A 24,503-nucleotide genomic window follows, 5' to 3' on the forward strand; every position below is an offset into this window, starting at 1 on the left:
AGCGCGACCGTCGGCTGGCCCAGCGCGATGCGGCGCAGGCGGCGGAACGGGCCGCCCGGCATGCGGTCGAGGTTGCGCGTTTCGAGGCGGAGGCGGCACGCGCGCTGGTCGAGATCGCGGACGGCAAACGGGCGCCCGGCGACCAACCAGTGCTGGCGGTGCGCGCCCCGATCGCCGGTAGCGTGACCCAGCGGTACCGCTGCTGTGAAGGACCGGTGCAATCGGGCGATTCGGTGCTCGAGCTCGGCGACCTCGACCGTCTGGAGGTCAGGGTCGATCTCTTGTCGATGGACGCGGTGCGGGTGCGGCCCGGGATGCGCGTGGAGCTCGAACGCTGGGGCGGCGACGGCGACCTAGAGGGCCGGGTGCGGCGCGTCGAACCGGCTGGGTTCGAGAAGGTCTCGGCCTTGGGTGTCGAGGAGCGCCGGGTGCCGGTATGGGTCCGGATCCTGACACCGCGCGAGCACTGGGCGTCACTAGGGGATGGCTATCGCGTCGAGGCACGGTTCATCCTGTGGGAAGGCGAGGAGATCCTCCAGGTCCCGACCAGCGCGCTGTTCCGCGACCAAGACCGTTGGGCCCTGTTCGTCGTCGAGGACGGACGCGCGAGTCGGCGGATCATCGAGATCGGCCGCCGCAGCGGGCTCTGGACCCAGATCGAGTCCGGCCTCGAGGCCGGTGAACTGGTCGTCACTCACCCTGGGGAGCGAATCCAGGACGGGATCCGGGTGGCTGCGGAGATCCGCTCGTATCGCCGAGCCGCGGCCGTACGTTGACGCATAGGAGTCGATAGACTCGGTTGGATGCTGGGCCGTCCCCTTGGAGCATGGTCACGGACCCCGGGTCGCTCGGCCGTCGCCCATGTTCCCGAGGCGGACGGCGCATCAGTTTCACGATCAGCGCGGCGATGGGTCCACGATGGGCGACGATGACCGAGGTGCCCTCGTGTTGGTGCACCTCGTCGCAAAAGGACTCGAGCCGTCGATGCAGCTCGCGCACCGGGAAACGCCCGGCGAGGCACAGATCGTACGGGCGTTCTACCCAGGTTCGATAGAGGGCCGGCTCGGCGTGCTCGATCTCGTCTCGCTCGCGTCCGGCCCAGTGCCCGAGATCGACCTCCATCAGCCGCGGATCCGACGCGATCGCCGCGCGCGGATAACCCAGTCCATCGGCGACCAACGCGGCGGTCTGCGCGGCGCGGAGCAGCGGGCTCGCGACCACCCGCGCGACCTCGGTGCCGGCGAGCCAGCGGCCGGCTGCCTGGGCCTGACGGCGGCCCAGTTCGGTCAGCTCGGCGGCATCGGATTGGCCCTGGAATCGTCCCGCACGGTTGAACGTGGATTCACCGTGGCGGATCAGGATGATCTGGTCCATCGACCGGCTGGCAGCGGCCCGTGGTCGGTCAGTCGACCAGGACCCGGGCCGTCGACAGGTAGGCGCGGCCCTTCGTGATGACCGTGTCGCGGTCATCGGCCTCGGAGGCGAGATGGACCTCCTCGAGGGTCTCCGCCAGTGCGCCCACGTCGGCATGGATCCGCTCCAGTGCATTCTCGAGCGTATAGGTCAGCTCGTGGATCTTGGCCAAGTCGGCAGCGGTCAGTTCACCTTGGTCGAGCGCCGCGGCCAGCCGCCGGTTGTACTCCGAGAGATTCTGAAGTGCCTGTTCCAGTGTTTCCGACGGTAGCCCTTCGAAATGTTCGATCCGTTCGTCGGCCTGAATCATCGGTGCCGCGGCGATCAGGGCCGCGAGGAGCAGTGGGCGGGCGATAAGGGTACCGGGCATCGAGGTGGTCTCCTGCGAGAATAGAAATTAGACGCATTTGTAAGATATCCGTTGCCTCGTTGCTTGACAAGGGCTCGTCGCGTCCGGGCAAGCCCTCCGCATTGGTTGGACGCGCAAGGTTGAAGCCCGCACCGGATGCTCGGTCGGGGGCGTCAGCCCCGCAGTCGGTCAGGCATCGATCGGTTCCAAGGTCACCGGCGTGCCGTTGAGCACCGAGGTGCCGCTGACCGGATCGACCCAGTTCGGGTCGATCAGCCCATTGACGTTGACGCCGGGGCGGGCGCCGGCGACGGTCAAAGCCGCCCCCTCGAGATCGTGGCCCCAGCCGTGCGGCAGGCTGACGACCCCGGGCATCATGGCGTCGCTGACCCGGATCGGCACCTCGAGCGCGCCGCTCTTCGAGCGCAGCCGCGCCCGCATGCCGTCGGTGAGGCTGTAACGCCGGGCATCGTCCGGGTTCACGAGCAGCGTGCAGCGCTCGGCGCCCGTCATCAGTCGCGGCAGGTTGTGCATCCAGGAGTTGTTGCTGCGCAGATCGCGCCGGCCGATCAATTCGAGCGCGAATTCCGGATTGGTCGGTCGTTCGGGCTCGATCGCGAGGCGCTCGAGAGCGGCGACGAAGTCCGGCGGGGCGGCCTGGATCCGGCCGTTCGGCGTGCGCAAGCGCTCCGGCAGCCGCGACTCCAGCGGGCCGAGGTCGAGGCCATGCGGGTGGGCCTGCAAGCGGCGCATGGTCAGTGGTCCATCGCGATGCGCTCGGCGGCCGAGGGCCTCGACCCGCAGGCCCAGCGCGACCAGGCGTTCCGGCCCCAAGCGCCGGAGCAGCGCCGCGACAGCGCGTTCGACCGGCGACCGCGCCAGGCGCTGGTGCAGACCGGCCAGGATCTGCCAATCGGTCAGGGCGCCCGCCGGCGGCGTCAGCACCGGCGGCGACCACTTGGCGACATTGCGGATCGCGAGGAAGTTGAACACCAGGTCGAAGTGCTCGCGTTCGAAGGGCGAGACCGGCGGCAGGATCAGGTCCGCGTGCCGGGTCGTCTCGTTGATGTAGGGATCGACGCTGACCATGAAGTCGAGTCGCTCGAGCGCCTCGGCCAGTCGCGGCCCCCCCGGCATCGCCAGCACGGGATTGCCGGCGATCGTCAGCAGCGCGCGGATCTGACCTGGCCCGGGCGTCTCCAGCTCGTCGATCAGGGCCGCCACCGGCAGTTCCCCGCAGAATTCCGGCAGGCCGCGCACGCGGCTCGTCCATTGTCCCAGCGTTCCGGCCCCGGCCAGCCGCAGGCGGCCGAGCGGATCGATCAGCGGTGACGTGAAGAGCATGCCCCCGGGGCGATCGAGGTGGCCGGTGACGAGATTCAGCAGTTGAATCAGCCACTGGGTCGTGGTGCCGTGCGCCTGCACGCAGGTCCCGAGGCGCCCGTAGACGATGGCAGCTTCGGCGGCGAGCAACTCCTCCACCAGCGCCTCGATCGTCGCGGCCGGGATCCCGATCGTCGCGGCGACGCGTTGCGGTGAGAAGGGCACCACGGCGGCGCGAACCCGGTCCAGGCCGTCGGTGAAGGCGCCGAGTCGACCGGGTCGTTCGAGGCCCTGCGCGAAGATCCGGTGCAGCATCGCCGCGAGCAGCAACGGGTCGCGGCCGGGCCGGATGAACAGATGTCGGTCGGCGATCCGTGCCGTCTCGGTGCGCCGAGGGTCGACGACGACGATCCGGCCGCCGCGCTCCTGGATCGCCCGCAACCGCTGCATGACGCCGGGGGCCGTCATCACGGAGCCGTTCGAGACCGCCGGATTGGCACCGAGCATCAGGAGATAGCCCGTCCGGTCGAGGTCCGGCACCGGCATCAGCACCTGATGGCCGTATAGGCGCAGCGCGACCAGCATGTTCGGCAGCTGATCCATCGAGGTCGGGGAATAGAGGTTGCGCGTGCCGAGGGTCCGCACGAGCCCGGCACCGTACAGCAGCAAGCCGAGGTTGTGCGCGTTCGGGTTGCCGCGATACAGCGCGACCGCGTCGCGCCCATGGTCATCCTGAACCGCCCGCAACCGCCGGGCGGCCAGGTCCAGCGCGGCGTCCCAAGCAAGCGGCTGCCACCCGGTCGCGGTGCGCTGGACCGGGGTCCGCAGCCGGTTGGGATCCTCCTGGAACTCGGCCAGCGCGGCGCCTTTCGGACAGAGGAAACCGCGGCTCATCGGATCTTCCCGGTCGCCCCGGATCCGCGTCACCCGTCCCCCTTCGACGGTCAGGCGCAAACCGCAGCAGGCCTCGCACAGGGGGCAGGTCGTCAGCGCCTCACGGCTCATCGGTCGTCCTGACGAGCGTCGGATGCGGTGACGTCAGCAGTCCCATCGATGGCCCCGCATCGAACGCCCGCCTCATGGCTGTTGCTGGTCACGGGTCAGACGAGCCGTCGACGCTGGATCTTCCCAGGACGTCGACGCCGGCGTCGCCGAGCAGTTCGACGAGGCGAATCAGGGGCAGGCCGATCAGCGCCGTGGGATCGTCGCCGCTCAGCCGTTCGAACAGGGCGATGCCGAGCCCCTCGGATTTGAAGCTGCCGGCGCAGTCGTAAGGCCGTTCGCGCTCGACATAAGCCGTGATCTGCGCTCGGGTGAGCCGGCGGAATCGGACGCGGAAGGGCTCGCAGACACAACGCGCCGGTCCGTCGGCACCCGAGATAACGCAGAGCCCGGTCAGGAACTCGACGGTCCGCCCAGAAAGCCGCTCCAATTGCGCGATGGCTTGCTCGTGGCCACCCGGTTTGCCGAGGATCTGATCCTCGACACAGGCGACTTGGTCGGAGCCGATGATCAAGGCCTGCGGGTGATCCCTGGCCAGCGCGCGGGCCTTGGCCTCGGACAGGCGGAGGACCAGCGAATGCGCATCCTCGTCGGCGCGGCGGGTCTCGTCGATGTCCGGCGACATTGCGGTGAAGGGCAGACCGAGGCGGGCCAGAAGGTCGCGCCGGTAGGGGGACGAGGAAGCCAGCAGAAGCGGTGGCATGTGACGCGGTCTCCGGTCGATGAGCGCTCCGGCAGGCCGCCGTGGCGGCTCCGAATGCCCCGCAGATTCAGGGTTGAATGCGAACGTCTCGGCACAACTGTCGCGGCGACAGCGACGCAACGACACTGGGCCCAACAAGTCGGGGAGGTCGGGATGGGGCGCTCGGGTAGAATGCAATGGCCATGGTTCGTCGCGGTACTTGCGGGCGGGGTCGCCTTGAGCTTCTTTGGCGCCGTAGTCCCGCATTACAGCGGTGCCTACCGGCTCGACGCCCTGCTGCTGGTGACCGGGGCGACGCCCTACGTGATGTTCGGTTTTCTCGCGTACCTGCTGCACCGCTCCTTCCTAGCCGGGATCGGGATGGGTCTGCTCATTTTGCACGCACTGCTCCTTGTGTGGCAGCGCTGGTTGACCGACGGGTATCTCGACGGCCCATTGCTCTACTGGGTCCCGCTGTGTGCGGCGGCGGTCCTGTGTGGGCTCTGGCCGGCGGCATTGAGGGATGCCGATGCTCGGGCTCGCGCCCCAGAACAGGATTAGCGTTCGCTCGCCAGGTTTTGGCCACATGGGGGTCTGTCTCGGTTAGACTGCTACCTGAATCAGCCTGGCGGGTCTACTCGAACGGCAATTGTAACCTCTTTACCTGACGCCGATGGATGCCGTGGAGGTACGGTGTGTCGGCCCTGGGTGCCGTACCCGTCGCCACAGAGGGGTTTACGGCGCCGTCCTCGGGCCGGCGTCGCGCTGGTCGCGTCGCTGGCATCACCGCCGGCGTCTCGGTGGACTCGACAATCAGCCGCCCATTATCTGGTCCGCAACCTTCGATGTCGAAGATCATTTCTCTTCGTGATGCCTGGTCCGGTGCCGCCGACTGCGATAGCTGTTCGCTGCGCGACGGTGTCCTGTTCGCGGGACTTGCCGAGGCCGATTTCGGGCGGCTTCACGACCAGATCGATCAGTTTGCGTTGCCGGCCGGCGCCGCCTTGTATCGGGTTAAGGATGGGGGTGACCATCTGTTTACGATCCGTGTTGGTGTCCTGAAGCTGGTTCAGTATCTGGCCGATGGCAGCCAGCGCATCGTGCGGATCGCGCGCGAGACCGATGTGCTCGGGCTCGAGGCATTGCTCGGCGAGGGCTATCACCACGACGCCATCGCCCTGCAACCGACCGAGGTATGTCGGCTGCCAGCGCGGCTCGTGGCCGAGCTCGGCCGCGATAACCCGCTTTTGCATCGCGAGTTGATGGCGCGTTGGCAGCGAGCCCTATCCGAAGCCGACGCCTGGCTGACCGAGCTGTCGACTGGTTCGTCGCGGCAGCGCGTGGCCAGGCTGCTATTGCGGTTGGTTCGCGATCGCGACGCGCGGCTCAGCCAACTCTTCTCCCGCGAGGACATGGGGGCGATGCTGGGCCTCACGACCGAGACAGCCAGCAGAACGATCGCCGAGTTCAAGCGTCAGGGCCTGCTCGTCGAAACCGAGCCCAACGGGTTCCTGCTCGACATCCCGAACCTACGCCAGATCGCCGACGGTGGCGCCCGCTGAGCCGTGAACAGTCGCAGGCTGCCTGTGCTCGGTGTCGCGGCCGGGCGGCAAGGCGCATCGACCCGGTTGTCAACCGGGGTATCGATGGTTCGGTCTGCTCGCGCGTCGATTGACGGATTTCATGGAAGACGGGATCGACGGCTCCGACACTGTGGTCGAGGCCCTCGTTCATTGGCCAGGCCACCCCGAACCTCAGGGACGCGTGAGGTCCGTTCGGCGGTCTCATACGCGCTCCGTGCCCGCGGTGCCCGGCCTGAAATCGCGAACGAGGCCATGGCCGAGCGGCCCGCCCTTGGCCGGTCGCCTTCTTCTTTTCTATGCCCGATCGTGTTCGCTCGGGGCACGGCCGAGCATTGCCGAGATTCATCGCATGCGTATCGCTATCACGAGTCAGAATTTCCGAACCATCACAAGCCACGCGGGCAAGAGCCGGCGCTTCTTGATCTACGAGGTGGAGCGAGAGGCGCCGCCGAACGAAGTCGACCGCCTCGACTTGCCCCACGGAATGGCGTTGCACGATTATCATGGCGACGACCACCCATTGTTCGTCGCCGGGCTCGATGCGATCGTCACCGGCGGGGCCGGGTCCGGATTCGTTCAACGGATGGCACGGCACGGTATCCAGGTCCTCGCGACCAGCGAAACGGACCCGCTCGTCGCGCTGCGCGCGATCGCCACTGGCCAGCCCTTGCCACCACCAATGCCGCATGAACACTGACGGAGCCCCCCAGCCAGCGCCGGTCGGCGAAGTGCCGTGAGACGCGCTCCGACTCGCGGGCTGACGCCAGCGATTGCCATCGAAGCCCGGGTGCGCTGCCTAACCGTGTCGGCTGCCTCAGCGCCGCCGCGCTGTTGTGGTTTCCTAAGTGCTTTACGAAAAGTCGACCCGGGGAGCTGAATCGTCGTGAGGCATTTGGTCGAAGCGGGCCACCTGGACCTGGTGGCGGCCGCTACGTTTGGCCGTGTACAGGGCTTGGTCGGCGGCGGCGACCATCCGCAGCGGGTCGCCCCCGGCAACGGGGTCGAGTGTCACCAGGCCCATGCTGACCGTGACATGGTCGGCGACCGGCGAGGCGGCGTGTGGGATCGCCAGTCTGTCGACGGCGTCCAGTAGCTTTTGGGCCAGTGTTCTGGCTTGTTCTGGATCGGTGTAGGGGAGCAGGATCATGAACTCCTCGCCGCCGTAACGGGCGATGAAGTCTCCCGAACGCCGCAGGGTCGCGGATAGGGCTCCGGCGAGACGGCGCAGACAGTCGTCGCCGGCGCCGTGGCCATAGGTATCGTTGAACGGCTTGAAGTGATCGATATCCAAATAGATCAGCGACAGCGGTTGTCGCGAGCGATGCGCGCGCTCCCATTCGCTTTTCAACACGAGATCGAAGCGGCGCCGGTTGCCGATCTCGGTCAGGGCGTCGAGAAAGGCATAGGATTCGAGCAACTCGTATTTGCGTTTCAGGTCCAGATGCAACTTGACACGGGCCATGACCACCGGCGGGTAGAAGGGCTTGGTGATGTAATCGACCGCGCCAGCGGCGAAGCCCCGCGCGGCGTCCATGACCTCGGAGACGGCCGTCACGAAGATGATCGGGATGCCCTTGGTCCGTTCATCCTGCTTCAACGCGGCGCAGACCTGATAGCCATCCATCTCGGGCATCAGGATATCGAGCAGGATGATGTCGGGCGGTTGCTCGGCGCGGGCGAGCTTCAGCGCGCGTGCCGCGCCGGTCGCTGCGCTGACGCGAAAGTCAGCGCGAAAGATCTCGATCAGCAGATCGATGTTCGTCCGGGTGTCATCGACGATCAGGATCTTGGGTCGCTCATCCGGTTCCGTCATCAGGTCCTAAACTCTCCCGCATACGGTCGATGGTGTCGATCGCGGCATCGATCTCGAACTCGGCGATCTGGGTGCGCAGTTCGTGTGATAGGGTCGTGCCGAAGCATTGCTCGAGCGCCGCTGACAAATGGGCGAGCCGCGCCCGTGCGCTGTCGAGATCGTCATCGAGTTGCGAACGCAGCGCAACCAGTGCCTCGTCGATCTCGGCGCGTGAGAGTCTGCGATCGCCAGTGACGGGGACGGTAGCCGCGTCATCCGCCGATGAGCTGGGCAGTCGCGCGAGGCCCTCTCGGACCTCGGCCACCGTGGCCACGAAGCCGCGCCAGATCGGCGAGCCCGGATCGAAGGTGCCGGAGGCGAGCTGATCCTCGGCCGCCGCGGCCCGATCGTACAGGCCAATGGCGCCCAGATTGCCGGCGACGCCCTTGATCGAATGGACGGCTCGGCGACCCTCATCGAACCGCCCGGCGGCCAGGTGTGCTTCGGTCGTCCCTACGACGGCCCTGAGATCGCTTGCGAACCCGTGCAGCAGCCTGAGATAGAGCCCTCGATTGCCGTTGGCGCGCCGCAATCCATCGGCGGTGTCGATACCGGGCAGGTCGAGATCGAGCTCCTGTTCCGCTGGTGTCGGGCTCGGCTGGCGGGTCCTGGCCGGCGAGGTGGCCGAGGGGATCCAGCGCGCGAGCGTCGCGAAGAGCTTCGCCGGATCGATCGGTTTGGTGAGATAGTCGTTCATGCCGGCGGCCAGGCCGCGTTCGAGGTCGCCCTTGAGTGCGTGGGCGGTCATCGCGATGATCGGCAATGACTCGCAACCCGCGGTGGCACGCAGCCGCCGCGTCGCCTCCAGGCCGTCCATGACCGGCATCTGTAGATCCATCAGCACCGCGGCATGCCGGGCCGGATCGGCCTTGGCGAGTGCCTCGGCGCCGTTCTCGGCGGTGTCGACGGCGAGTCCTGCGGCCTCGAGCCATTCGATCGCGACAAGGCGATTGATCTCGATGTCTTCGACCAGCAGCACTCGCTGTCCGGAGAGATCAGGCGGTTCGACGACATCGCCGCCGGCGCGCTGGACCTGCTGTGTTATCGGCTGCGCCCCCTGATGCCCGAACAAGGCCATGATGGTGTCGAACAGGAACGATTGGTCGATCGGTTTGTGCAGGAAGGCATCGAGCGTGCTGCGTTCCGACCTTTGCATCAGGTCCTCGCGGGCGTAGGCCGAGATCATGCAGACGACCGGCGTCCGGTCGAGTTTCAAGTCGCGACGAATCCGCTGTGCGGTCTCGAGCCCGTTCAGGCCCGGCATCTTCCAGTCGAGCAGCACCAGATCGAAACGCCGCGCGGGATCGGCGAGGAGGGCCAGGGCCGCCTCGCCCGAGCCAACGGCCGTCGCCTCCATCTGGAACGAACGGATCTGGCCGGTCAGGATCTCGCGCGCCGTCGCGTTGTCGTCGACGATCAGCACGCGCAGGCCGCGTAAATCGATCGGCGTGGCCGGGCGCGGGTCGCGACGGTCGGGTTGGCGACGCAGCACCAGGGTTGCCGTGAAGGTGCTGCCTTGTCCCGGTTGGCTTTCGACGGTGATGGTGCCGCCCATCGATTCGGTCAGGTGGCGAACGATCGCGAGCCCAAGGCCGGTTCCGCCATGGCGCCGCGTGATCGACTCATCAGCCTGTGCAAAGGGCTCGAGGATGGCCGCGAGACGCTCGGCCGCGATGCCCGGGCCGGTGTCGCGGACGACACAACGCAGCCGAATCTGGTCCTCGTTCGACGGCGCGGCCGTCGCTTCGTCGAGCTCGATGGTGACGGCGACCTCGCCGCGCTCGGTGAACTTGATCGCATTGCCGGTCAGGTTGATCAGGATCTGTCCGAATCGAACCGGATCTCCGATCAGCGCGCGCGCCACCTCTGGATGGGCGGACACGATCAGTTCGATGTCGCGTTCATGGGCCCGAAAGGCAAACATTTCGGTCAGATTCGCGAGGATCTCGTCGAGCGAAAAGGCCGTGCTCTCGAGGTCCAGGCGACCGGCCTCGATCTTGGAAAGATCCAGGATATCGTTGATGACGGCCAGCAGCGTCGCGGACGCGGATTTGACCTTCGTCAGGTAATCCCGTTGACGCGGATCGAGATCGGTCCGCAGTGCCAGATCGGTCAGGCCAAGGATCGCGTTGAGCGGGGTGCGGATCTCGTGACTCATGTTCGCGAGGAAACCGCTTTTGGCCTGGCTCGCAGCCTGGGCGGCTTCGCGCTCCCGCTCGGCCTGTTGCCGTCGGCGACGCTCGGTGACGTCGAGCACCATGCCCTCTAGGATCGGTGCCTCCCCGGGTCCCTGATCGACTTGGTGCAACGACAGCTCGGCCCACAGGGTGGTGCCGTCGACCCGTTTCAATTGCGTCTCGCAGCCCTCGACGCGGCCTGTCGCGTGCAGTTGCGCAACCAAGGCCCGTCGGTCGTCGGGATTGACGTAGACCTGGGCACCGAGGTCATGAATGGTCCGTTGCGCCTGTGCGAGATCCTGGTAACCGAGCATCGCGAGCAGAGCAGGGTTCGCGTCGAGGATTCGGCCGTCCAGGGTCGTCCGGAAGATGCCCTCGGTCGCATTGTCGAAGATCGATCGATATTTCGCGGCGGCTTCCTCGATACGCCGGCGTCCGTCGGCGAGATTCGCGGCCATGCGATCGAAGGCGTCGGCCAGGGCGCCGATCTCGTCGCGACGGACCATCCCGAGCCGCGTCGACAGATCTCCGCCGGCGAGTCGTTCGGCGCCGAGCTTAAGGGCCAGGATCGGGCGCGCGATCGTGCGGCCCGCCCACCAGCCGATCAACAAAATCAGCGGCACGGTCGCGGCGAACACCGCGACTGCCATGGCCAACAGCCGCTGTTCGTAGGCCTTCAGTGTTGCCGCCGAGATGTCGGCGCCCAGCACCGCGACCTGGGTGCCATCGGCGGCCCGGATCGGCGCGTAGCCTGACAACCAGGTTCCCCAGCGGTCCGAATACAGGTCGCTCTCGACCACCGGTGCGGTCATCGTGGCGATCTGCTCGCGCAGCAGCGGGCTCGCCTCCTCGTATTGGCTCCCGAGTACCGCGAGCTCGACCGGATCCTCTTCGGCATCCACGACGAAGCGGATCGCCCCGTCGGCGTCGAGACGCATCGTGTAGACGAAATGCAGGTCCGAGGCGCCGTCACGTATCTGTTGCAGGATCCCCTGCACTTGTTGGTAGGGTGCCGAGTCCATCCCGAGCTCGGGCGTGATCCGGCTGTGCAGGTCCCCGTCGACGGTCACGGCCGCGACCGCGACGATATCGCCCAGGCGCTGTCGCAGGTCGGCGATTCCCTGGTCGCGCGCGACTTCATAAAGGACCCATGCCGTGGCCCCGGAGACGAGCAATGTCACCGTCAGAAACGCCAGGGTCAGACGTCCCTGAAGCCCGATGGCTGGGCGAGAACCTCTTTGGAGGCCCGACGGGACAGACAGCGGAGGGGATGCGTTCATGACCGAACTATAACGACTCGCGATCCTATTGTCCGCTGGCGAGTCGGCTCGGCTCCAGCGCGGCGAGGTAGTGTCGAGCGCTGACTGTCTGGTCGTAGTCGGCGACCGCGGCGCGCAGTCGTTCGGGGGCCGGCGGGCGATCGAGCGTCGCGGCCATGGCCTCGGCCAGTCTTGGCGCATCGCCGATCGGCACCAAGGGGCCCCATCGGCCCTGCTCGAGCAGCTCGGAGGGACCACTCGGGCAGTCGGTTGCGACCACGGGGATGCCGATCGCCATGGCCTCGGTCAGGACGTTCGGGGAACCCTCCCAGCGCGATGTCAGAACGAAGAGCTTGGCGCGGACCATGAAGGCGTAAGGGTTCGGCTCGAAGCCCGGTAGGTCGAGATCCGCGGCGACGCCGAGGCGCTCGCCAAGGGCCTCGAGGGACGCACGTTCGCGGCCTTCGCCGAGGATCAGGAGCCGGCAGGCGCGCGTGCGCCGCACTAGCGCGAAGGCGTGGATCAGGGTCGCGAAATCCTTTTGGTACTCGAGACGGCCGACGCCGAGGATCACCGGGGGTTGGTCGGGACGCAGCCATGGATGCGGACAGTCGGCGGTCGCCTGCCGTGCCATCTCGGGGGTGATGACTGGGTTGCGGATCACCTGGATGCGGTGTCGCGGGACGCCCGATAGGGCCTCGATATCGGCAGCCACACCGCTGGATACCGCGATGATCCGATCGAGGCGCGGGTAGAGCAAACGGATCGGCGCGTAACGCAACCACCGCTCGAGCGCCGTCTTGCCGGTCATCGCGGTCGACAGATGGGTACCCAGGCGCAACAAGAGCGGTGTATCGGTGCCGGCCAATGCGCGGGCCACGACGGCGGCGCGGCCGGCGCGATCCTTGATCGCCAGCAAGGCGTGGGGTCGCTCGCGACGCAGGTAGCGGGCCAGCGCAGGGATCGCCGTCAGGCTGTGGTCGGCGCCGAGCGGGTACTGGCGCACGGCGGGCGGTATCCGATCGAGATGCGGGCCGGCGCGTCGGATCAGCAAGAGGTCGACCGATTGGCCGAGGTCGACGAGCCCACGGACCAGGTTGACGACCATCCGTTCGACGCCGCCTTGACCGGAAAAGGAGACCAGGATCGCAAAGCGTGGTGCGGATCGCGGAGCGGCCGGCATCTCGCTAGGCTTCGCCGGTCGACGACCGGGCCAGCCAGTCGGTATGGAAGAATTCGCCGCGCGGCCGGTCGACGCGCTCGTAGGTGTGGGCGCCGAAATAGTCGCGCTGGGCCTGGATCAGGTTGGCCGGCAGCACCGGTTGCCGGTAACCGTCGTAGAAGGCCAACGCCGAGCCCAGGGCCGGCACGGGCAGGCCCAGTCCGATGGCCATGGCCAGGGTCTTGCGCCAGCCGGGTAGGGTCCGCGCGAGTTCCTCGCGGAAGAAGGGGTCGAGCAGCAAGTTCTCGAGATCCGGTTCCCGATCGAAGGCGGCCTTGATGTCGTTCAGGAAGCGGCTGCGGATGATGCAGCCGCCGCGCCACATCAGGGCGATGCCGCCGGGGTCGATCTGCCAGCCATTCGCGATCGCCGCTTGGCGCATCAACATGTAACCTTGCGCGTAGGAGCAGATCTTCGCCGCGTACAGGGCGTCGTGGATCCGAGCGATGAATTTCTCGGGCTCGACCGCGAAGCTCAGCAAGCCGGGCGGTAGCCACGCGGCGGCCCGCTCGCGTTGCCCCTTCATCGCCGAAAGGAAGCGCGCGAACACGGCCTCCGTGATCAATGTCAGCGGGATCCCGAGCTCGAGCGCGTCGGCGCCGCTCCAGGCCCCGGTGCCCTTTTGCGCGGCGCTATCGAGGATCTTGTCGATCAGTGGTGCGCCGTCATCGTCGCGGACATGGAGGATCTGCGCGGTGATCTCGATCAGGAAGGAGTCCAGCACCCCGCGATTCCAATCGGCGAAGACCCGTTGAATCTCATCGATGTCGAGACCGAGTCCCTCCCGCAACAGCCAATAGGCCTCGGCGATCAGCTGCATGTCGCCGTATTCGATGCCGTTGTGGACCATCTTGACGTAGTGGCCCGATCCTCCGTCACCGACCCATTGGCAGCAAGGGACGCCGTCGACCTGGGCAGCGATTCGTTGGAACAGACCCGCAAGCGGTGGCCAGGCCCGTGGGTCGCCGCCGGGCATGATCGACGGGCCGCGACGTGCCCCGTGTTCCCCGCCGGAGATGCCGACGCCGAGATACAGGATGCCGTCCGACCCGAGCTCGCGCAGGCGGCGTTCGGTGTCCCGATAGTGGCTGTTTCCGCCGTCGATCAGGCAATCGCCCGGTTCCAGATAGGGGCGCACCTCGTTGATCAGGTCGTCGACCGGCGCACCGGCGCGAACCATCAACAGGATCTGGCGCGGACGTTTCAAGGCCTGCGCGAGGGTCGCGAGCGATTGACAGCCGACGATGCGGGTCCCGGCGGCGGGGCCGCGCAGGAACTCGTCGGTCCGGGTGCCCGTCCGGTTGTAGACCGCGACTCGGAAGCCGTGCTCGTCCATGTTCAAGGCGAGGTTCTGGCCCATCACGGCCAGGCCGATGAGTCCGATATCTGCGTCAGCCATCAGCGGTCTCCGGCGTAAGCCTCTGTGTGTGCTTGCGCGCCATTATACGGCGGCGGCGTGTCTTTTGTGCCTGCTGGACTGGCCGTGGGATCGGTCAGCAGCGACGAATGTGTCAACTTATCCGTCGCCTGGGCAACTCCCGGAAAATCCATGTGTGACGGGCATAACGTACCAGGCCGACGCGGTTGTCGGTCGAATCACAATGGCCCGGGGGTAGGTGCGGCTTTAGCCGCACGGAGGTCGCGGCCAGGGCCGTTTGGCCGAAATGCGTTGCGGCTGAAGTCTCACCATACCGCGCTTTGGAATGGCATTGCGGCTGAAGCCGCACCTACACCGCGCATCAGTCGACTAAAACGGCATTTTCTCGCGGGAGTCGCCTTGGTCTCTGATCCGTGTCCACCCGTGTACATCCGTGGCTTTATTTTCGACGCGAATCGGGTGCGCGAGGCCGGTAGCGCCGGTGGTAGTCCGGGTCATACAGGGCGCTGTCGCGAAACTCGGTCGCGGCCAGGGCCGGGCCGACCAGGATCAGCGCCGTGCGCTCCTGCGGCGCGGCGCGAAAACGCTCCAGGATGTCGGCGAGCGTGCCGCGCAGGATCGCCTGATCGGCGTGCGTCGCGCGGGTCACGATCGCGATCGGGCACGTGGCGCCGTAAAACGGCGTCAGGGTCGTGACGATCTCCCCGAGCCGATGGATCGCCAGGTGGATCGCGAGCGTCGCGCGGCTCGCGGCGAAGGTCTCGAGCGTCTCGTTCGGGGGCATCCGGGACGCGCGTCCGCCGACCCGGGTCAGCACCAGGCTTTGGGCGACCTCCGGGATCGTCAGTTCGGTGCCGAGGGCCGCCGCGGCGGCGGCGAAGGCCGGTACCCCGGGGGTCAGCGTGTAGGGGATCCCGAGGCGCTGAAGGCGGCGGATCTGCTCGGCGACGGCGCTCCAGATCGACAGGTCGCCGGAATGCAGCCGCGCGACCTCGAGCCCCGCCGTGTGCGCAGCGAGGAATTCCGCCTCGATCGCGTCCAGGTCGAGCGGCGCCGTGTCGACGAGGCGTGCGCCGGGCGGGCAATAAGCGAGCAGCTCGGCCGGTACGATCGAGCCGGCGTAGAGACAGACCGGGCAGCGGCCGAGCAGGTCTCGGCCGCGCACCGTGATCAGGTCCGCGGCGCCGGGGCCGGCGCCGATGAAGTGTACCCTCATGGATCCTCCTGTCGGGCCAGCGCACAGGTGGCCAGGCCGTTGGTGAGCCGCGGCAGGATCAGCGTGCCGCACGGTGCGGTCGCGGCCAGGGCCGCGGCCTCGGCGACCGACGCGATGCCGACCAGGCGCCGGACCGCTTCCGAGCGCGTTGGGCAGGCCGTGGCGACTGCGTCGAGTGCCGCTTCGTCGAACAGCCACAGCGGATGGCCGAGCCTCCGGGCGGCCTCGATCAGACCGGGCTCGTCGCGTTTGGAGGTCACCGAGGCCAGCGCATCGATTCGGGCGACGCCAGCCTGCGCGCGGGCCGTGTCGATGAGCGCGATCAGGGTCTCGGCCGGACAGCCGGCGCGGCACCCGATCCCAGCGACGATCATGGCTTGACCGCGACCCATTGCCAGGCCGGCATCGCCGGTCGGAAGGCCGCGAATCGACCGATTCGATCGAGGCGTTCGACGGCCAGCCGCACCAGATCGCCGCCATGCCGGTCGCGGGCTTCGATCAGCCGTTGTTGCGTCGCGAGCGCGACCGCATTTGCGACCAGCCGGCCGCCAGGTCGCAAGGCCGCCCAGCAGGCCTCGATCAGCGCCACGTCCTGCCCGCCGCCGCCGAGGAAGATCGCATCCGGCGTCGGCCAGCCGGCGAGGGCCGCCGGGGCCGTCCCGAGACGGACATCGAGGCGCGGGACGCCGAGCCGTTCGGCGTTGCGGCCGGCCCGCTCGACGCGTTGCGGATCCCGGTCGAGCGCGATGGCGCGGGTCGTCGGGTGCGCCAGCAGCCACTCGATCGCGATCGAACCCGAGCCGCAGCCGATGTCCCACAGCAGCGCGCCGGCGGTCGGTCGGAGGCTCGACAGCGTCACGGCGCGTACCTCGCGCTTGGTGATCTGCCCGTCGTGCTCGAACCAGTCATCCGGCAAGCCCGGGGCCTGCGGCAGGATCATGGCTTCCGGCTCGGCCGCGACCTGGATCGCCAGCAGGTTCACCGGGTGCACACCGGTCAGATCGAAGGCGCGCGCCTCGGTCGTGCGAATCCGTTCATTGGGTCCGCCGAGCGCCTCGAGCAGCGTCACAAGGCTCGGGCCGAAGCCCCAGCCGGTCAGCGCCGCGCTGACGGCCGCCGGGGTCGTCGCATCGGCGGACAGGACCAGTACCGTCGTACCCGGTTGCAGTGCCGGGCGAAGGCTCTCCAGCGGCCGGCCACACAGCGACAGCATCGGACAGTCCTGTTCGGCCAGACCGAGACGCGCGGCGGCCAAAGCCAGGCTCGAGGCTTGCGGCAGCACGCGCGTCTCGGCGGGTGGCACCTGCTGGCTCAAGAGACTGCCGACGCCGAAGCAGAAGGGGTCGCCCGAGGCCAGAACCACGACCGGCTGGCCGCGGCGCGCGAGGATCGCCGGCCAGGTCGCGCCGAGCGGCGCCGACCACGTCAGGGTGTCGCCGCGGATCAGCGGCGCGGCCAGGTCCAGATGCCGGCGGCCGCCGACGACGAGACAGGCATTCGCGATCAGGGCCCGAGCCTCGGTGCCGAGGCCCTCGACGCCATCCTCGCCGATCCCTATGATCGCCAGCCATGTCTTGGCCCCGGCGGATGGCGCATCACCCATGACGACCCCCCCTTTGCGGATCCTGTTGCTCGGCGGTACCAGCGAGGCGTTGGCGTTGGCCCGCGCGCTCGAGGGTGACCGGCGTTATGCGGCCGTCTATTCGGTCGCCGGGCGCACGCGCGACCCGCGGCTGCCGGTCCTGGCGTGCCGGTGCGGTGGGTTCGGCGGCGTCGAGGGCCTGATCGAGTATCTGCGCGCCGAACGGATCGAGTTGCTGGTCGATGCGACCCACCCCTTCGCGGTACGGATGTCGACCCACGCGGTCGAGGCGAGCCGCCGTGCCGGGGTGCCGTTGCTCGCGCTGCGCCGGCCCGCGTGGACGCCGGGGCCGGCCGATCGCTGGGTCCAGGTAGCGGATATCGCCGCGGCCTGCGTCGCGCTCGGGCCGGCACCGCGGCGCGTCTTTCTGACGACCGGACACACGGACCTGGCGGCCTTTTGCGCCGCGCCCCAGCATCGGTATCTGATCCGCACCGTCGAACCGCCGACGGTGCGCCCGCCGCACTGCACCTGCCTGACGCAACGCGGCCCGTTCGATCTGGAGCAGGAGCGCGCCCTGCTGCGCGAGCATCGCATCGAGATCCTGGTGACCAAGAATTCCGGTGGGGCCGCGACGGCGCCGAAGCTCGCCGCGGCGCGGGAGTGCGGCGTCACGGTCATCGTCGTCGAGCGACCGCGCTTGCCGTCTGCCGATCAGGAGGTCGGCGACGTGCCGGCGGCCCTCGATTGGCTCGCCGATCATTGCGCTCGGTCCCGTCCGACGGATCTCGGCGTGTAGACCCACGGATCGTGCCCGGGACGCCGGATGATCCGTGTCTCGGCGGTGCCGACGACGACGAGGGTGCGCATGTCGGCCTGCTCGGCGCGCGCGGTCGCGAGATCGGTAACGACGACCTGTTCGTCCGGTCGGCTGATGGCTCGGGCGAAGGCCACCGGCACCGTGCCGGGCAGGTGCCGGCGGAGCCGGTCGAGGGCCTCGCCGAGCTGCCACGGGCGGGCCTTCGACAGCGGATTGTAGAGGGCCAGCGCGAAGCCGGCGCAGGCCGCGGCCGTGAGCCGGTCGAGGATCAGCGGCCAGGGTTTGAGGTTGTCCGACAGCGACAGCACGCAGAAGTCATTGCCGAACGGCGCGCCGAGTCGCGCGGCGGCGGCGAGCACCGCCGAGACCCCGGGATGGACCACGACCTCGAGCTCGCGCCAACGCGGATCGCCCTGTTCGATCACCTCGAAGACCGCGGCGGCCATGCCGAAGACGCCGGCATCTCCAGCCGAAACCAGGGCCACCGTGCGGCCGGCCGCGGCCAACGCCAGCGCGTGCCGGGCGCGCTCGGCCTCCACGCGATTGTCCGAACCATGCCGGTGCTGCCCCGGCCGGTCGGTGACCCGCGCGAGGTAGGGGCCGTAGCCGACCAGATCCGTGGCCGCTGCCAACGCGCTCGCGGCGCGCGGGCAGAGCAGATCCGTCGCGCCGGGACCGAGGCCGACGATCGCCAACCGACCGCTCATCGTGCCCCCTTGCGGCCCGGAATCAGCACGATCGAGAAGTAGGGCACGCGGTGCTCGAGCTCCTCGTCGGACAACAAAGAGATGTGCTCGCCGGGCATGGTGCCACGCTCGACGAGGATCGCGCGGTCGAGCGCGCCGGCTTGCGTCAAGGCGCGCCGGATCGCGGGCAGGTTGCGGCCGACCTTCATGATCACGGCGGCATCGGTATCGGCGAGGCGGCGGGCCAGTTCGGCCTCGGGCAGGGTGCCGGGCAACACGGTCAAGACGTCGTCGCCGTGCGTGATCGGGGTTTGGGCACGCGCCCAGCAGCCACTCATGCCGGTGACGCCGGGGACCACGTCGGTCGGAAACCGATCGGCCAGCCGATCGTGCAGATACATGAAGGACCCGTAGAAGAAGGGGTCGCCCTCGCATAATACGGCGACATCCCGCCCCGCTTCGAGATGGGCCGCCAACCGTTCGGCGGCCTCGTCATAGAAGCGCCCCATCGCCAGTGGATAACGCGCATCGCTCACCGGCACCTCGGTCGTGAACGGGTATTCGAGCCGCACCTCGACCTGGTCGCCGCGCAGATAGGAGGCCACGACCGTCCACGCATGTCCGGGCCGTCCGCGTTTGGCGAAGTAGGCGACCACCTCGGCCGCCTCGAGATGACGCAAGGCCTTCAAGGTCACGAGCTCCGGATCACCGGGTCCGACGCCGAGCCCGCGCAGGGTGCCGCCCCGGTTCATTCCCGCTCGCTCGCTAGCGCATTGATCGCCGCTGCGGCCATCGCACTGCCGCCGAGGCGGCCCGGTACGACGATCGATGCCTGCTCGGTCGCGGCGATCAGGGCCTCCTTCGATTCGGCGGCGCCGACGAAGCCGACCGGCATCCCGAGGACCAGCGCCGGGCGGGGTGCGCCGGCCTCGAGCAGCTCGAGCAGGCGAAAGAGCGCCGTCGGCGCATTCCCGATCGCGACCAGGGCACCGGCGAGATGCGGCAACCAGAGCTCGACCGCCGCCGCCGAGCGGGTGTTGCCGATGCGTTGGGCCAACGCGGGAACACTCGGGTCGTTCAGCGTGCACAGGACGCGGTTGTCGGCCGGCAACCGGGCGCGGGTGATGCCGTGGGCGACCATCTGGCTGTCGCAGAGGATCGGGCGGCCGGCCTTCAAGGCGGCGCGACCGGCGACCGCGGCGCCGGGCGAGAACTGGAGCACGTCGGCCAGGCTGGTCATCCCGCAGGCGTGGATCATGCGGACCGCAACGCGCTCCTCATCCGGCGTGAACCGCTCGAGAGATGCCTCGGCGCGGATCGTTGCGAAGGAACGGGCATAGATGGCGGCCCCTTCGCGAAGGTAATCATAGGTTCGGGGCATCAGGGTCGCGAATCCTCGATGGCGTCGCCTTCGTCGAGATCGACCGAGGGCATATGATTCGGGTGCCCGGCGCCCGATGGCGACCGGTGTCGGCCAGCGATGCCGTCGGGCACTGGTGGTGCCGCCTCGGGTCGCAACGCGCGTGGGTGGGCATTGGACACGCAAAGGCCCTTGAGGTACCGTTGGGCAAGGCTATTCAGAGACTTATCTTGTCATCGGCCGAGGATGAACAGAAAAGGATAGCCCAACTGTCGCGAGCGCAGCAAGACGGGGTCGACGGCAACCGGATGGTCCCTGTCCCGGACGATCGATGTCGTACGCTAGGTTCCCGCCGGCCGTCCCACCGAGCTGGGAGGGGGCGTCGGCCTTTCGGCGCTGCCGGTTCGTCGATTGGTTCTACGGTCAAGGATGAGCCACCGCACGATCTGGAGGCGACGACGATGCAAGGCGAATACATCCGCACCGAGTCCCGTTTTCGTCACTGGGTCACGGCCGATGGAGCCCCCGGCCCGACCGGCGATGGGGGCTTCGCGGCCGCGCCGAATCGCTATCACCTCTACGTTTCCTATGCTTGCCCCTGGGCCCACCGGACGCTGATCGTCCGGGTCCTGAAGGGGCTCCAAGACATCATCCCGATCTCGGTCGTCCACCCGATCATGCCGCCGGACAGCTGGACCTTCGGCGACTACCCCGGCTCGACCGGCGATCGCGTCCAGGGCCTCGCGACGCTGGCCGACCTCTACCAGCAGGTCGCCCCTGGGTTCGACGGGCTGGTAACGGTGCCGGTCCTGTACGACACCGAGCGGCGCACGATCGTCAACAACGAATCGTCCGAGATCGTCCGGATGTTCAATCGCGCCTTCGATGCCTGGGGGCGGGCCGATCTGGACCTGTACCCGGAGCCGCTGCGCGAGGAGATCGACGCGGTCAACGCCGAGGTCTACGAGGGCGTCAACAATGGGGTCTATCGTGTGGGGTTCGCGACCACGCAAGCGGCCTACGACGCGGCCTACGATCGCTTGTTCACGGCGCTCGACCGGCTGGAGGCACGTCTCGGCAAGCAGCCTTATCTCGTCGGCGATCGGCCGACCGAGGCGGATTGGCGGTTGTTCCCGACGCTGATCCGTTTCGACGCCGTCTACTACAGCCACTTCAAGTGCAATCGCCAACGCCTGATCGATTTCCCGAACCTCTGGGGCTACACGCAACGGCTGTATCAGGTCCCCGGCATCGCCGACACGGTGCGGATCGATCACATCAAGGCCCACTACTATGGTAGTCATCCGACGCTGAACCCGACCGGGATCATCCCGAAAGGGCCCGCGCTGTCCTTCGACCTGCCCGCGGGTCGAGGTGCTGGCGTGACGGGGGTCAAGATGACCCAGGAACGCGGCGCGCGAACCGATCCCGCGCCGCGTGATCTATAGTCACTATAGGTCCCGTGTATCGTCAGGTGGCGCGATCCAGATACCGTTCTCCGGCCGGTGCGTTCACCTGATGCGCCAGTTCAAGGCGAGATCGGGGCGGAGAGGCGGTTCGGCCGGTCATGCACGCGGACCGAACCGTCACAGACCGCGTGTAGGTGCGGCTTCAGCCGCAAGAAGGCCACCTTGGCTGATTGGGTGTAGGTGCGGCTTCAGCCGCACGCAGGCACCCCTGGCTGATCGCGTGTAGGTGCGGCTTTAGCCGCAAGAAGGCTATCCCGGGCCGTCTGGCCGAATTCCATTGCGGCTGAAGCCGCACCTACACCGCGCACCCTTTAACCAAAATGGCACTTTATCTCGCGGGAGTCGGCTTGGTCTTTTTTCCGTGTTTTTCCGTGTTTATCCGCGTGCATCCGCGGCTCTGTTTTCACGCTAGAGTGAGGTCCCCATGAAAAACGTCGCAAACCTGTTGGACGAAAAGGGTCACGCAGTCCACACGATCGGACCGGACGAGACCGTCGCCGAGGCCCTGAAGCGGATGGCCGACCACAACGTCGGGGCGCTGCCGGTGCTCGATGGGGATCGGCTCGTCGGGCTCATCTCGGAGCGCGACTACGCGCGCAAGGTCTTGCTCGCCGAGCGATCCTCGCCGACGACTCGGGTGCGCGAGATCATGATGACCCGCGTGCCCTGCGTCGCGGCGACCCGCACGCTCGAGGAATGCATGGCCGTGATGACCGAGCGGCGCGTGCGCCATCTGCCGGTCGTCGATCAAGGCAAGCTGATCGGATTGATCTCGATCGGGGACCTGATCAAGGCGATCGTCGCCGAGCAGCAGTTCATCATCTCGCAGCTGGAGCAATACATCTCGAGCTGACCGGGCGGGGCTATCCTGGTCCCGAAGACTCGGGCAGTCGTTCATGCCGGCCGTTCGATTGAAGAGGGCCGTAAGAGATCGGCGAAGCCCTGGGGCACACGCAAATGGCTTCCGATGAGACTTCACCGGTTGGAGTGTTGAGATGACCGATGCGATCAATGAATGGATTACCATCGACCCAGAGGTTCGTGGCGGCAAACCGTGCATCCGCGGGACTCGGATCACGGTTTACGACGTCCTCGAATACCTGGCGGGTGGCATGAGCGAGCAGGAGATCCTGGCCGACTTTCCCAGCCTCGCGTCGGAGCACCTGCGCGCGGTGTTGATGTTCGCTGCGCAGCGGGAGCGCCGCTTGGCCGTTGGCACGCCCCATGAAATTGCTGCTTGACGAGAACTTGAGCCCGAAGCTCCCGGGGTTGCTGGCGGAGCTTTGCCCAGGCAGCAGCCAAATCGATGAGGCGGGATTGCGCGGGGCGAGGGATGCCGAGGTATGGGAGTATGCCAAGGCAAACCGTTACATCCTGGTGTCCAAAGACAACGACTTCGGCCAGCGCAGCTTTCAATACGGCGCGCCACCGAAGGTCGTCTGGCTGAACGTCGGGAATGCTGGAAACGTCAGCAGGACCACCCGGCATTCGCCCTGCTCGGCAAGCACGGTCGCGGCCGGCGCACGGCCGACGTCATGGCGAACCTGCGGGGCGAGGCCGAGTGATCACAGCGGTCGATACCAGCGTGCTATGGGTGGTTTACTTGAAGCGCGAGAAGGCGTCGAGGAAGGCCTTGTTCGTGGCCTCCCAGGCTGATTCCATGCCCTTGCGCATGTCGTTCCAGGCCGCCTCGCTTGCGGTCGCCATCTCGTTTAGCATCTCGCGGGCTTCCTCGCGCTGCTTCTGCAATCGATCGATCTGCTCGTGATAGTGTTGCTTCATCTCGGCCTGGGCCTGGTCGGCCCGGGCCTGTAGCTTGTCGAGGTCCGCATCCCATTCGTCGATCTTGGCCTTCATCTTTTCGATATAGGCTTTACGGTCGGTCATGGTCTTTCCTCCAGCGTCAGCGTGACATGGCTCCGACAGGCACCGAGTGTGCGGGTGCTTGCTTGCTCCTCAAGTATTTCCCGATTGGGCATCGGGCGCAACCAAACCCCGACCGGTGGCTCAACCGAGCGGCCGGTGCGTCCACGGAACAAAAACAGGGGCCGGGGCTCCAACTCCACGCATGAAAAAGACTGTTGAACTGGGATGTCTGATCGCGATCGGTCTCTCGCTGGCCGCCTGCGGGCCCTCCGGAGGCGAGCCACCGTCGTCGGACACGCGCGCCGAGCGCATCTTGCCGGTGCGCGTGATCGAGGTCGCCGGGCGGGACCTGTCGCGGGTGGTGCAGGTGTCGGCGCCCGTCGAACCTTTGCGAAGGATCCGCCTCGCCGCGCGCACCGACGGTGTCCTGACCGAGGTGCTGGTCGAGGAGGGTGACCGGATCCAGGCCGGCGAGGTGCTCGCGCGCATCGACGTCAGCGAGCAACGGGCCGAGCTGGCCAGGGCGGAGGCGCGGCGGCACGAGCGCCAAGCGCACTTCGACCGGCTGACCCTGCTACAGCGGCGCAACTATATCGACGAGGCCAGTGTCGAGGCGGCCGCGGCAGAGCTCGAGGTGGCCTCGAGCGAGGTCCTGCTGTGGCAGACGCGGGTCGATTTCGGCACCGTCACGGCCCCGATCGATGGCACCATCGTCGCGCGCCATGTCGAGCCGGGCGAGGCGATCTCGCGCCACGAGGCCTTGTTCGCGATCGCCGACCTGTCCAACCTCGTCGTGCGGCTCGGGATCTCCGAGTTGGACGTCCGGAATCTGCGGATCGGCGATGTCGTGAACCTGCGCATCGATGCGCTCGGCGATCGCGACCCGGTCGTCGGCGTGATTCGGCGTCTGTTCCCGGCGGCCGAGGACCTGAGTCGCCTGGTCACGGTCGAGGTCGAGCTGCCGCAGGCCGATGCGATCGGCGTGCGCCCGGGGTACCTGGCGCGGGCCGATGTGATGGTCGATCGGCGCGACGGTGTGCTGGCGGTGCCGGCCGGCGCGGTCGCCGAGGCGGCCGGGGAGCCCTTCGTGATGGTCGTCGACGGCGACGAGCGGCTCGAGCGGCGCGCGATCGACGCGGGCCTGATCCGCGGCGCCTGGCGCGAGGTGCGTTCCGGTCTCGCCCCGGGCGAGCGGGTCGTGTCGGCCAACCCGCTGGAGATGACCGCTGGCACGCGGGTGCGGGTCATCGACGAGCACCCTTGA

Annotated in this window: 25 protein-coding genes; 10 read left to right on the forward strand and 15 right to left on the reverse strand. The window is 67.8% G+C overall.

Annotated elements, in window-relative coordinates:
- The coding region (locus ABC977_RS14050) for an efflux RND transporter periplasmic adaptor subunit (protein ID WP_369667899.1) at nt 1-776 on the forward strand (776 nt) is incomplete at its 5' end.
- Here ABC977_RS14050 and ABC977_RS14055 read toward each other — a convergent pair.
- The 4 genes from ABC977_RS14055 to ABC977_RS14070 form a co-directional block, all read right to left on the reverse strand.
- Nucleotides 691-1,374: a histidine phosphatase family protein gene (locus tag ABC977_RS14055; protein ID WP_369667900.1), complete on the reverse strand. Its 684-nt coding sequence runs from the start codon at nt 1,372-1,374 to the stop codon at nt 691-693. The genes ABC977_RS14050 and ABC977_RS14055 overlap by 86 nt on opposite strands.
- A 28-nt stretch (nt 1,375-1,402) precedes the next feature.
- Nucleotides 1,403-1,783: a DUF6746 family protein gene (locus ABC977_RS14060; protein ID WP_369667901.1), complete on the reverse strand. Its 381-nt coding sequence runs from the start codon at nt 1,781-1,783 to the stop codon at nt 1,403-1,405.
- Nucleotides 1,784-1,951: 168 nt separating this feature from the next.
- Nucleotides 1,952-4,090: a molybdopterin-dependent oxidoreductase gene (locus tag ABC977_RS14065; protein WP_369667902.1), complete on the reverse strand. Its 2,139-nt coding sequence runs from the start codon at nt 4,088-4,090 to the stop codon at nt 1,952-1,954.
- 88 nt (nt 4,091-4,178) lie between these two features.
- Nucleotides 4,179-4,790, reverse strand: coding sequence for a Maf family protein (locus ABC977_RS14070; RefSeq protein ID WP_369667903.1), 612 nt, complete (start codon nt 4,788-4,790; stop codon nt 4,179-4,181).
- A 153-nt stretch (nt 4,791-4,943) separates the two neighbouring features.
- Here ABC977_RS14070 and ABC977_RS14075 point away from each other — a divergent pair, with 153 nt between their 5' ends.
- From ABC977_RS14075 to ABC977_RS14085, 3 genes are all read left to right on the forward strand, one after another.
- Complete coding sequence (locus tag ABC977_RS14075) at nt 4,944-5,330, forward strand: hypothetical protein (protein WP_369667904.1); 387 nt, start codon at nt 4,944-4,946, stop codon at nt 5,328-5,330.
- A gap of 284 nt (nt 5,331-5,614) precedes the next feature.
- Nucleotides 5,615-6,331 (forward strand): Crp/Fnr family transcriptional regulator, encoded by a 717-nt coding sequence (locus ABC977_RS14080; protein WP_369667905.1) that lies wholly within the window; start codon nt 5,615-5,617, stop codon nt 6,329-6,331.
- A gap of 370 nt (nt 6,332-6,701) precedes the next feature.
- Complete coding sequence (locus tag ABC977_RS14085) at nt 6,702-7,049, forward strand: NifB/NifX family molybdenum-iron cluster-binding protein (protein ID WP_369667906.1); 348 nt, start codon at nt 6,702-6,704, stop codon at nt 7,047-7,049.
- Between the two features lie 153 nt (nt 7,050-7,202).
- Here ABC977_RS14085 and ABC977_RS14090 read toward each other — a convergent pair whose 3' ends face one another.
- The 7 genes from ABC977_RS14090 to cbiE form a co-directional block, all read right to left on the reverse strand.
- Nucleotides 7,203-8,165, reverse strand: coding sequence for a GGDEF domain-containing protein (locus ABC977_RS14090; protein WP_369667907.1), 963 nt, complete (start codon nt 8,163-8,165; stop codon nt 7,203-7,205).
- Nucleotides 8,149-11,562 carry a hybrid sensor histidine kinase/response regulator gene (locus ABC977_RS14095; protein WP_369667908.1) on the reverse strand — a complete coding sequence of 1,138 codons (3,414 nt, stop codon included), beginning with the start codon at nt 11,560-11,562 and terminating at the stop codon, nt 8,149-8,151. The genes ABC977_RS14090 and ABC977_RS14095 overlap by 17 nt, the downstream gene beginning before the upstream one ends.
- A gap of 124 nt (nt 11,563-11,686) precedes the next feature.
- Complete coding sequence (locus ABC977_RS14100) at nt 11,687-12,823, reverse strand: glycosyltransferase (protein WP_369667909.1); 1,137 nt, start codon at nt 12,821-12,823, stop codon at nt 11,687-11,689.
- A gap of 4 nt (nt 12,824-12,827) precedes the next feature.
- Entirely contained in the window at nt 12,828-14,261 is a 1,434-nt protein-coding gene (gene gnd, locus ABC977_RS14105; RefSeq protein ID WP_369667910.1) for a decarboxylating NADP(+)-dependent phosphogluconate dehydrogenase, read from the reverse strand.
- Nucleotides 14,262-14,679: 418 nt separating this feature from the next.
- Nucleotides 14,680-15,456, reverse strand: a complete 777-nt coding sequence (gene cobM / locus ABC977_RS14110) for a precorrin-4 C(11)-methyltransferase (protein WP_369667911.1) — start codon at nt 15,454-15,456, stop codon at nt 14,680-14,682.
- Nucleotides 15,453-15,830 carry a cobalamin biosynthesis protein gene (locus tag ABC977_RS14115; RefSeq protein ID WP_369667912.1) on the reverse strand — a complete coding sequence of 126 codons (378 nt, stop codon included), beginning with the start codon at nt 15,828-15,830 and terminating at the stop codon, nt 15,453-15,455. The genes cobM and ABC977_RS14115 overlap by 4 nt, the downstream gene beginning before the upstream one ends.
- Complete coding sequence (gene cbiE, locus ABC977_RS14120; RefSeq protein ID WP_369667913.1) at nt 15,827-17,059, reverse strand: precorrin-6y C5,15-methyltransferase (decarboxylating) subunit CbiE; 1,233 nt, start codon at nt 17,057-17,059, stop codon at nt 15,827-15,829. The genes ABC977_RS14115 and cbiE overlap by 4 nt, the downstream gene beginning before the upstream one ends.
- On the opposite strand from cbiE, the gene ABC977_RS14125 reads away from it, so the two are divergent.
- The gene (locus ABC977_RS14125; RefSeq protein ID WP_369667914.1) at nt 17,058-17,837 is read left to right on the forward strand and encodes a cobalt-precorrin-6A reductase; all 780 of its coding nucleotides are present in this window, start codon (nt 17,058-17,060) and stop codon (nt 17,835-17,837) included. The genes cbiE and ABC977_RS14125 overlap by 2 nt on opposite strands.
- Here ABC977_RS14125 and cobJ read toward each other — a convergent pair.
- The 3 genes from cobJ to ABC977_RS14140 are packed head-to-tail and all read right to left on the reverse strand — an operon-like array spanning nt 17,798 to nt 19,925.
- Nucleotides 17,798-18,565: a precorrin-3B C(17)-methyltransferase gene (gene cobJ, locus ABC977_RS14130; RefSeq protein ID WP_369667915.1), complete on the reverse strand. Its 768-nt coding sequence runs from the start codon at nt 18,563-18,565 to the stop codon at nt 17,798-17,800. The two genes, ABC977_RS14125 and cobJ, sit on opposite strands and share 40 nt — an antisense overlap.
- On the reverse strand, nt 18,562-19,296 hold the full coding sequence (locus ABC977_RS14135; protein ID WP_369667916.1) for a precorrin-2 C(20)-methyltransferase: 735 nt from the start codon (nt 19,294-19,296) through the stop codon (nt 18,562-18,564). The genes cobJ and ABC977_RS14135 overlap by 4 nt, the downstream gene beginning before the upstream one ends.
- Complete coding sequence (locus ABC977_RS14140; protein WP_369667917.1) at nt 19,293-19,925, reverse strand: precorrin-8X methylmutase; 633 nt, start codon at nt 19,923-19,925, stop codon at nt 19,293-19,295. Before ABC977_RS14140 ends, ABC977_RS14135 begins: the two co-directional genes overlap by 4 nt.
- Nucleotides 19,926-20,365: 440 nt before the next feature.
- Between ABC977_RS14140 and ABC977_RS14145 the strand changes: the two genes are divergently transcribed.
- The 4 genes from ABC977_RS14145 to ABC977_RS14160 all read left to right on the forward strand — a co-directional run bounded on the left by ABC977_RS14145 (nt 20,366) and on the right by ABC977_RS14160 (nt 23,029).
- Nucleotides 20,366-21,352, forward strand: coding sequence for a glutathione S-transferase family protein (locus ABC977_RS14145; protein ID WP_369667918.1), 987 nt, complete (start codon nt 20,366-20,368; stop codon nt 21,350-21,352).
- A gap of 445 nt (nt 21,353-21,797) precedes the next feature.
- On the forward strand, nt 21,798-22,226 hold the full coding sequence (locus ABC977_RS14150) for a CBS domain-containing protein (RefSeq protein ID WP_369667919.1): 429 nt from the start codon (nt 21,798-21,800) through the stop codon (nt 22,224-22,226).
- Nucleotides 22,227-22,368: 142 nt separating this feature from the next.
- Nucleotides 22,369-22,614, forward strand: a complete 246-nt coding sequence (locus ABC977_RS14155; protein ID WP_369667920.1) for a DUF433 domain-containing protein — start codon at nt 22,369-22,371, stop codon at nt 22,612-22,614.
- Nucleotides 22,598-23,029, forward strand: coding sequence for a DUF5615 family PIN-like protein (locus ABC977_RS14160; RefSeq protein ID WP_369667921.1), 432 nt, complete (start codon nt 22,598-22,600; stop codon nt 23,027-23,029). Before ABC977_RS14155 ends, ABC977_RS14160 begins: the two co-directional genes overlap by 17 nt.
- Here the strand turns inward: ABC977_RS14160 and ABC977_RS14165 are convergent.
- Entirely contained in the window at nt 22,973-23,260 is a 288-nt protein-coding gene (locus ABC977_RS14165) for a sll1863 family stress response protein (protein WP_369667922.1), read from the reverse strand. The genes ABC977_RS14160 and ABC977_RS14165 overlap by 57 nt on opposite strands.
- Before the next feature lie 181 nt (nt 23,261-23,441).
- On the opposite strand from ABC977_RS14165, the gene ABC977_RS14170 reads away from it, so the two are divergent.
- The gene (locus tag ABC977_RS14170; protein WP_369667923.1) at nt 23,442-24,503 is read left to right on the forward strand and encodes an efflux RND transporter periplasmic adaptor subunit; all 1,062 of its coding nucleotides are present in this window, start codon (nt 23,442-23,444) and stop codon (nt 24,501-24,503) included.

The sequence above is a fragment of the Thioalkalicoccus limnaeus genome (genome assembly GCF_041197575.1).
GTDB lineage: Bacteria > Pseudomonadota > Gammaproteobacteria > Chromatiales > Chromatiaceae > Thioalkalicoccus > Thioalkalicoccus limnaeus.

Coding starts and splice junctions, on each gene's coding strand:
- ABC977_RS14115 (WP_369667912.1), bottom strand. CDS start 15,830: ATGATCGTCGCTGGGATCGGGTGCCGCGCCGGCTGTCCGGCCGAGACC.
- ABC977_RS14075 (WP_369667904.1), top strand. CDS start 4,944: ATGGGGCGCTCGGGTAGAATGCAATGGCCATGGTTCGTCGCGGTACTT.
- gnd (WP_369667910.1), bottom strand. CDS start 14,261: ATGGCTGACGCAGATATCGGACTCATCGGCCTGGCCGTGATGGGCCAG.
- ABC977_RS14085 (WP_369667906.1), top strand. CDS start 6,702: ATGCGTATCGCTATCACGAGTCAGAATTTCCGAACCATCACAAGCCAC.
- ABC977_RS14065 (WP_369667902.1), bottom strand. CDS start 4,090: ATGAGCCGTGAGGCGCTGACGACCTGCCCCCTGTGCGAGGCCTGCTGC.
- ABC977_RS14090 (WP_369667907.1), bottom strand. CDS start 8,165: ATGACGGAACCGGATGAGCGACCCAAGATCCTGATCGTCGATGACACC.
- ABC977_RS14070 (WP_369667903.1), bottom strand. CDS start 4,790: ATGCCACCGCTTCTGCTGGCTTCCTCGTCCCCCTACCGGCGCGACCTT.
- ABC977_RS14155 (WP_369667920.1), top strand. CDS start 22,369: ATGACCGATGCGATCAATGAATGGATTACCATCGACCCAGAGGTTCGT.
- ABC977_RS14165 (WP_369667922.1), bottom strand. CDS start 23,260: ATGACCGACCGTAAAGCCTATATCGAAAAGATGAAGGCCAAGATCGAC.
- cobJ (WP_369667915.1), bottom strand. CDS start 18,565: ATGAGCGGTCGGTTGGCGATCGTCGGCCTCGGTCCCGGCGCGACGGAT.
- ABC977_RS14140 (WP_369667917.1), bottom strand. CDS start 19,925: ATGCCCCGAACCTATGATTACCTTCGCGAAGGGGCCGCCATCTATGCC.
- ABC977_RS14055 (WP_369667900.1), bottom strand. CDS start 1,374: ATGGACCAGATCATCCTGATCCGCCACGGTGAATCCACGTTCAACCGT.
- ABC977_RS14160 (WP_369667921.1), top strand. CDS start 22,598: ATGAAATTGCTGCTTGACGAGAACTTGAGCCCGAAGCTCCCGGGGTTG.
- cobM (WP_369667911.1), bottom strand. CDS start 15,456: ATGAGGGTACACTTCATCGGCGCCGGCCCCGGCGCCGCGGACCTGATC.
- ABC977_RS14060 (WP_369667901.1), bottom strand. CDS start 1,783: ATGCCCGGTACCCTTATCGCCCGCCCACTGCTCCTCGCGGCCCTGATC.
- ABC977_RS14150 (WP_369667919.1), top strand. CDS start 21,798: ATGAAAAACGTCGCAAACCTGTTGGACGAAAAGGGTCACGCAGTCCAC.
- ABC977_RS14100 (WP_369667909.1), bottom strand. CDS start 12,823: ATGCCGGCCGCTCCGCGATCCGCACCACGCTTTGCGATCCTGGTCTCC.
- ABC977_RS14125 (WP_369667914.1), top strand. CDS start 17,058: ATGACGACCCCCCCTTTGCGGATCCTGTTGCTCGGCGGTACCAGCGAG.
- cbiE (WP_369667913.1), bottom strand. CDS start 17,059: ATGGGTGATGCGCCATCCGCCGGGGCCAAGACATGGCTGGCGATCATA.
- ABC977_RS14135 (WP_369667916.1), bottom strand. CDS start 19,296: ATGAACCGGGGCGGCACCCTGCGCGGGCTCGGCGTCGGACCCGGTGAT.
- ABC977_RS14080 (WP_369667905.1), top strand. CDS start 5,615: ATGTCGAAGATCATTTCTCTTCGTGATGCCTGGTCCGGTGCCGCCGAC.
- ABC977_RS14145 (WP_369667918.1), top strand. CDS start 20,366: ATGCAAGGCGAATACATCCGCACCGAGTCCCGTTTTCGTCACTGGGTC.
- ABC977_RS14170 (WP_369667923.1), top strand. CDS start 23,442: ATGAAAAAGACTGTTGAACTGGGATGTCTGATCGCGATCGGTCTCTCG.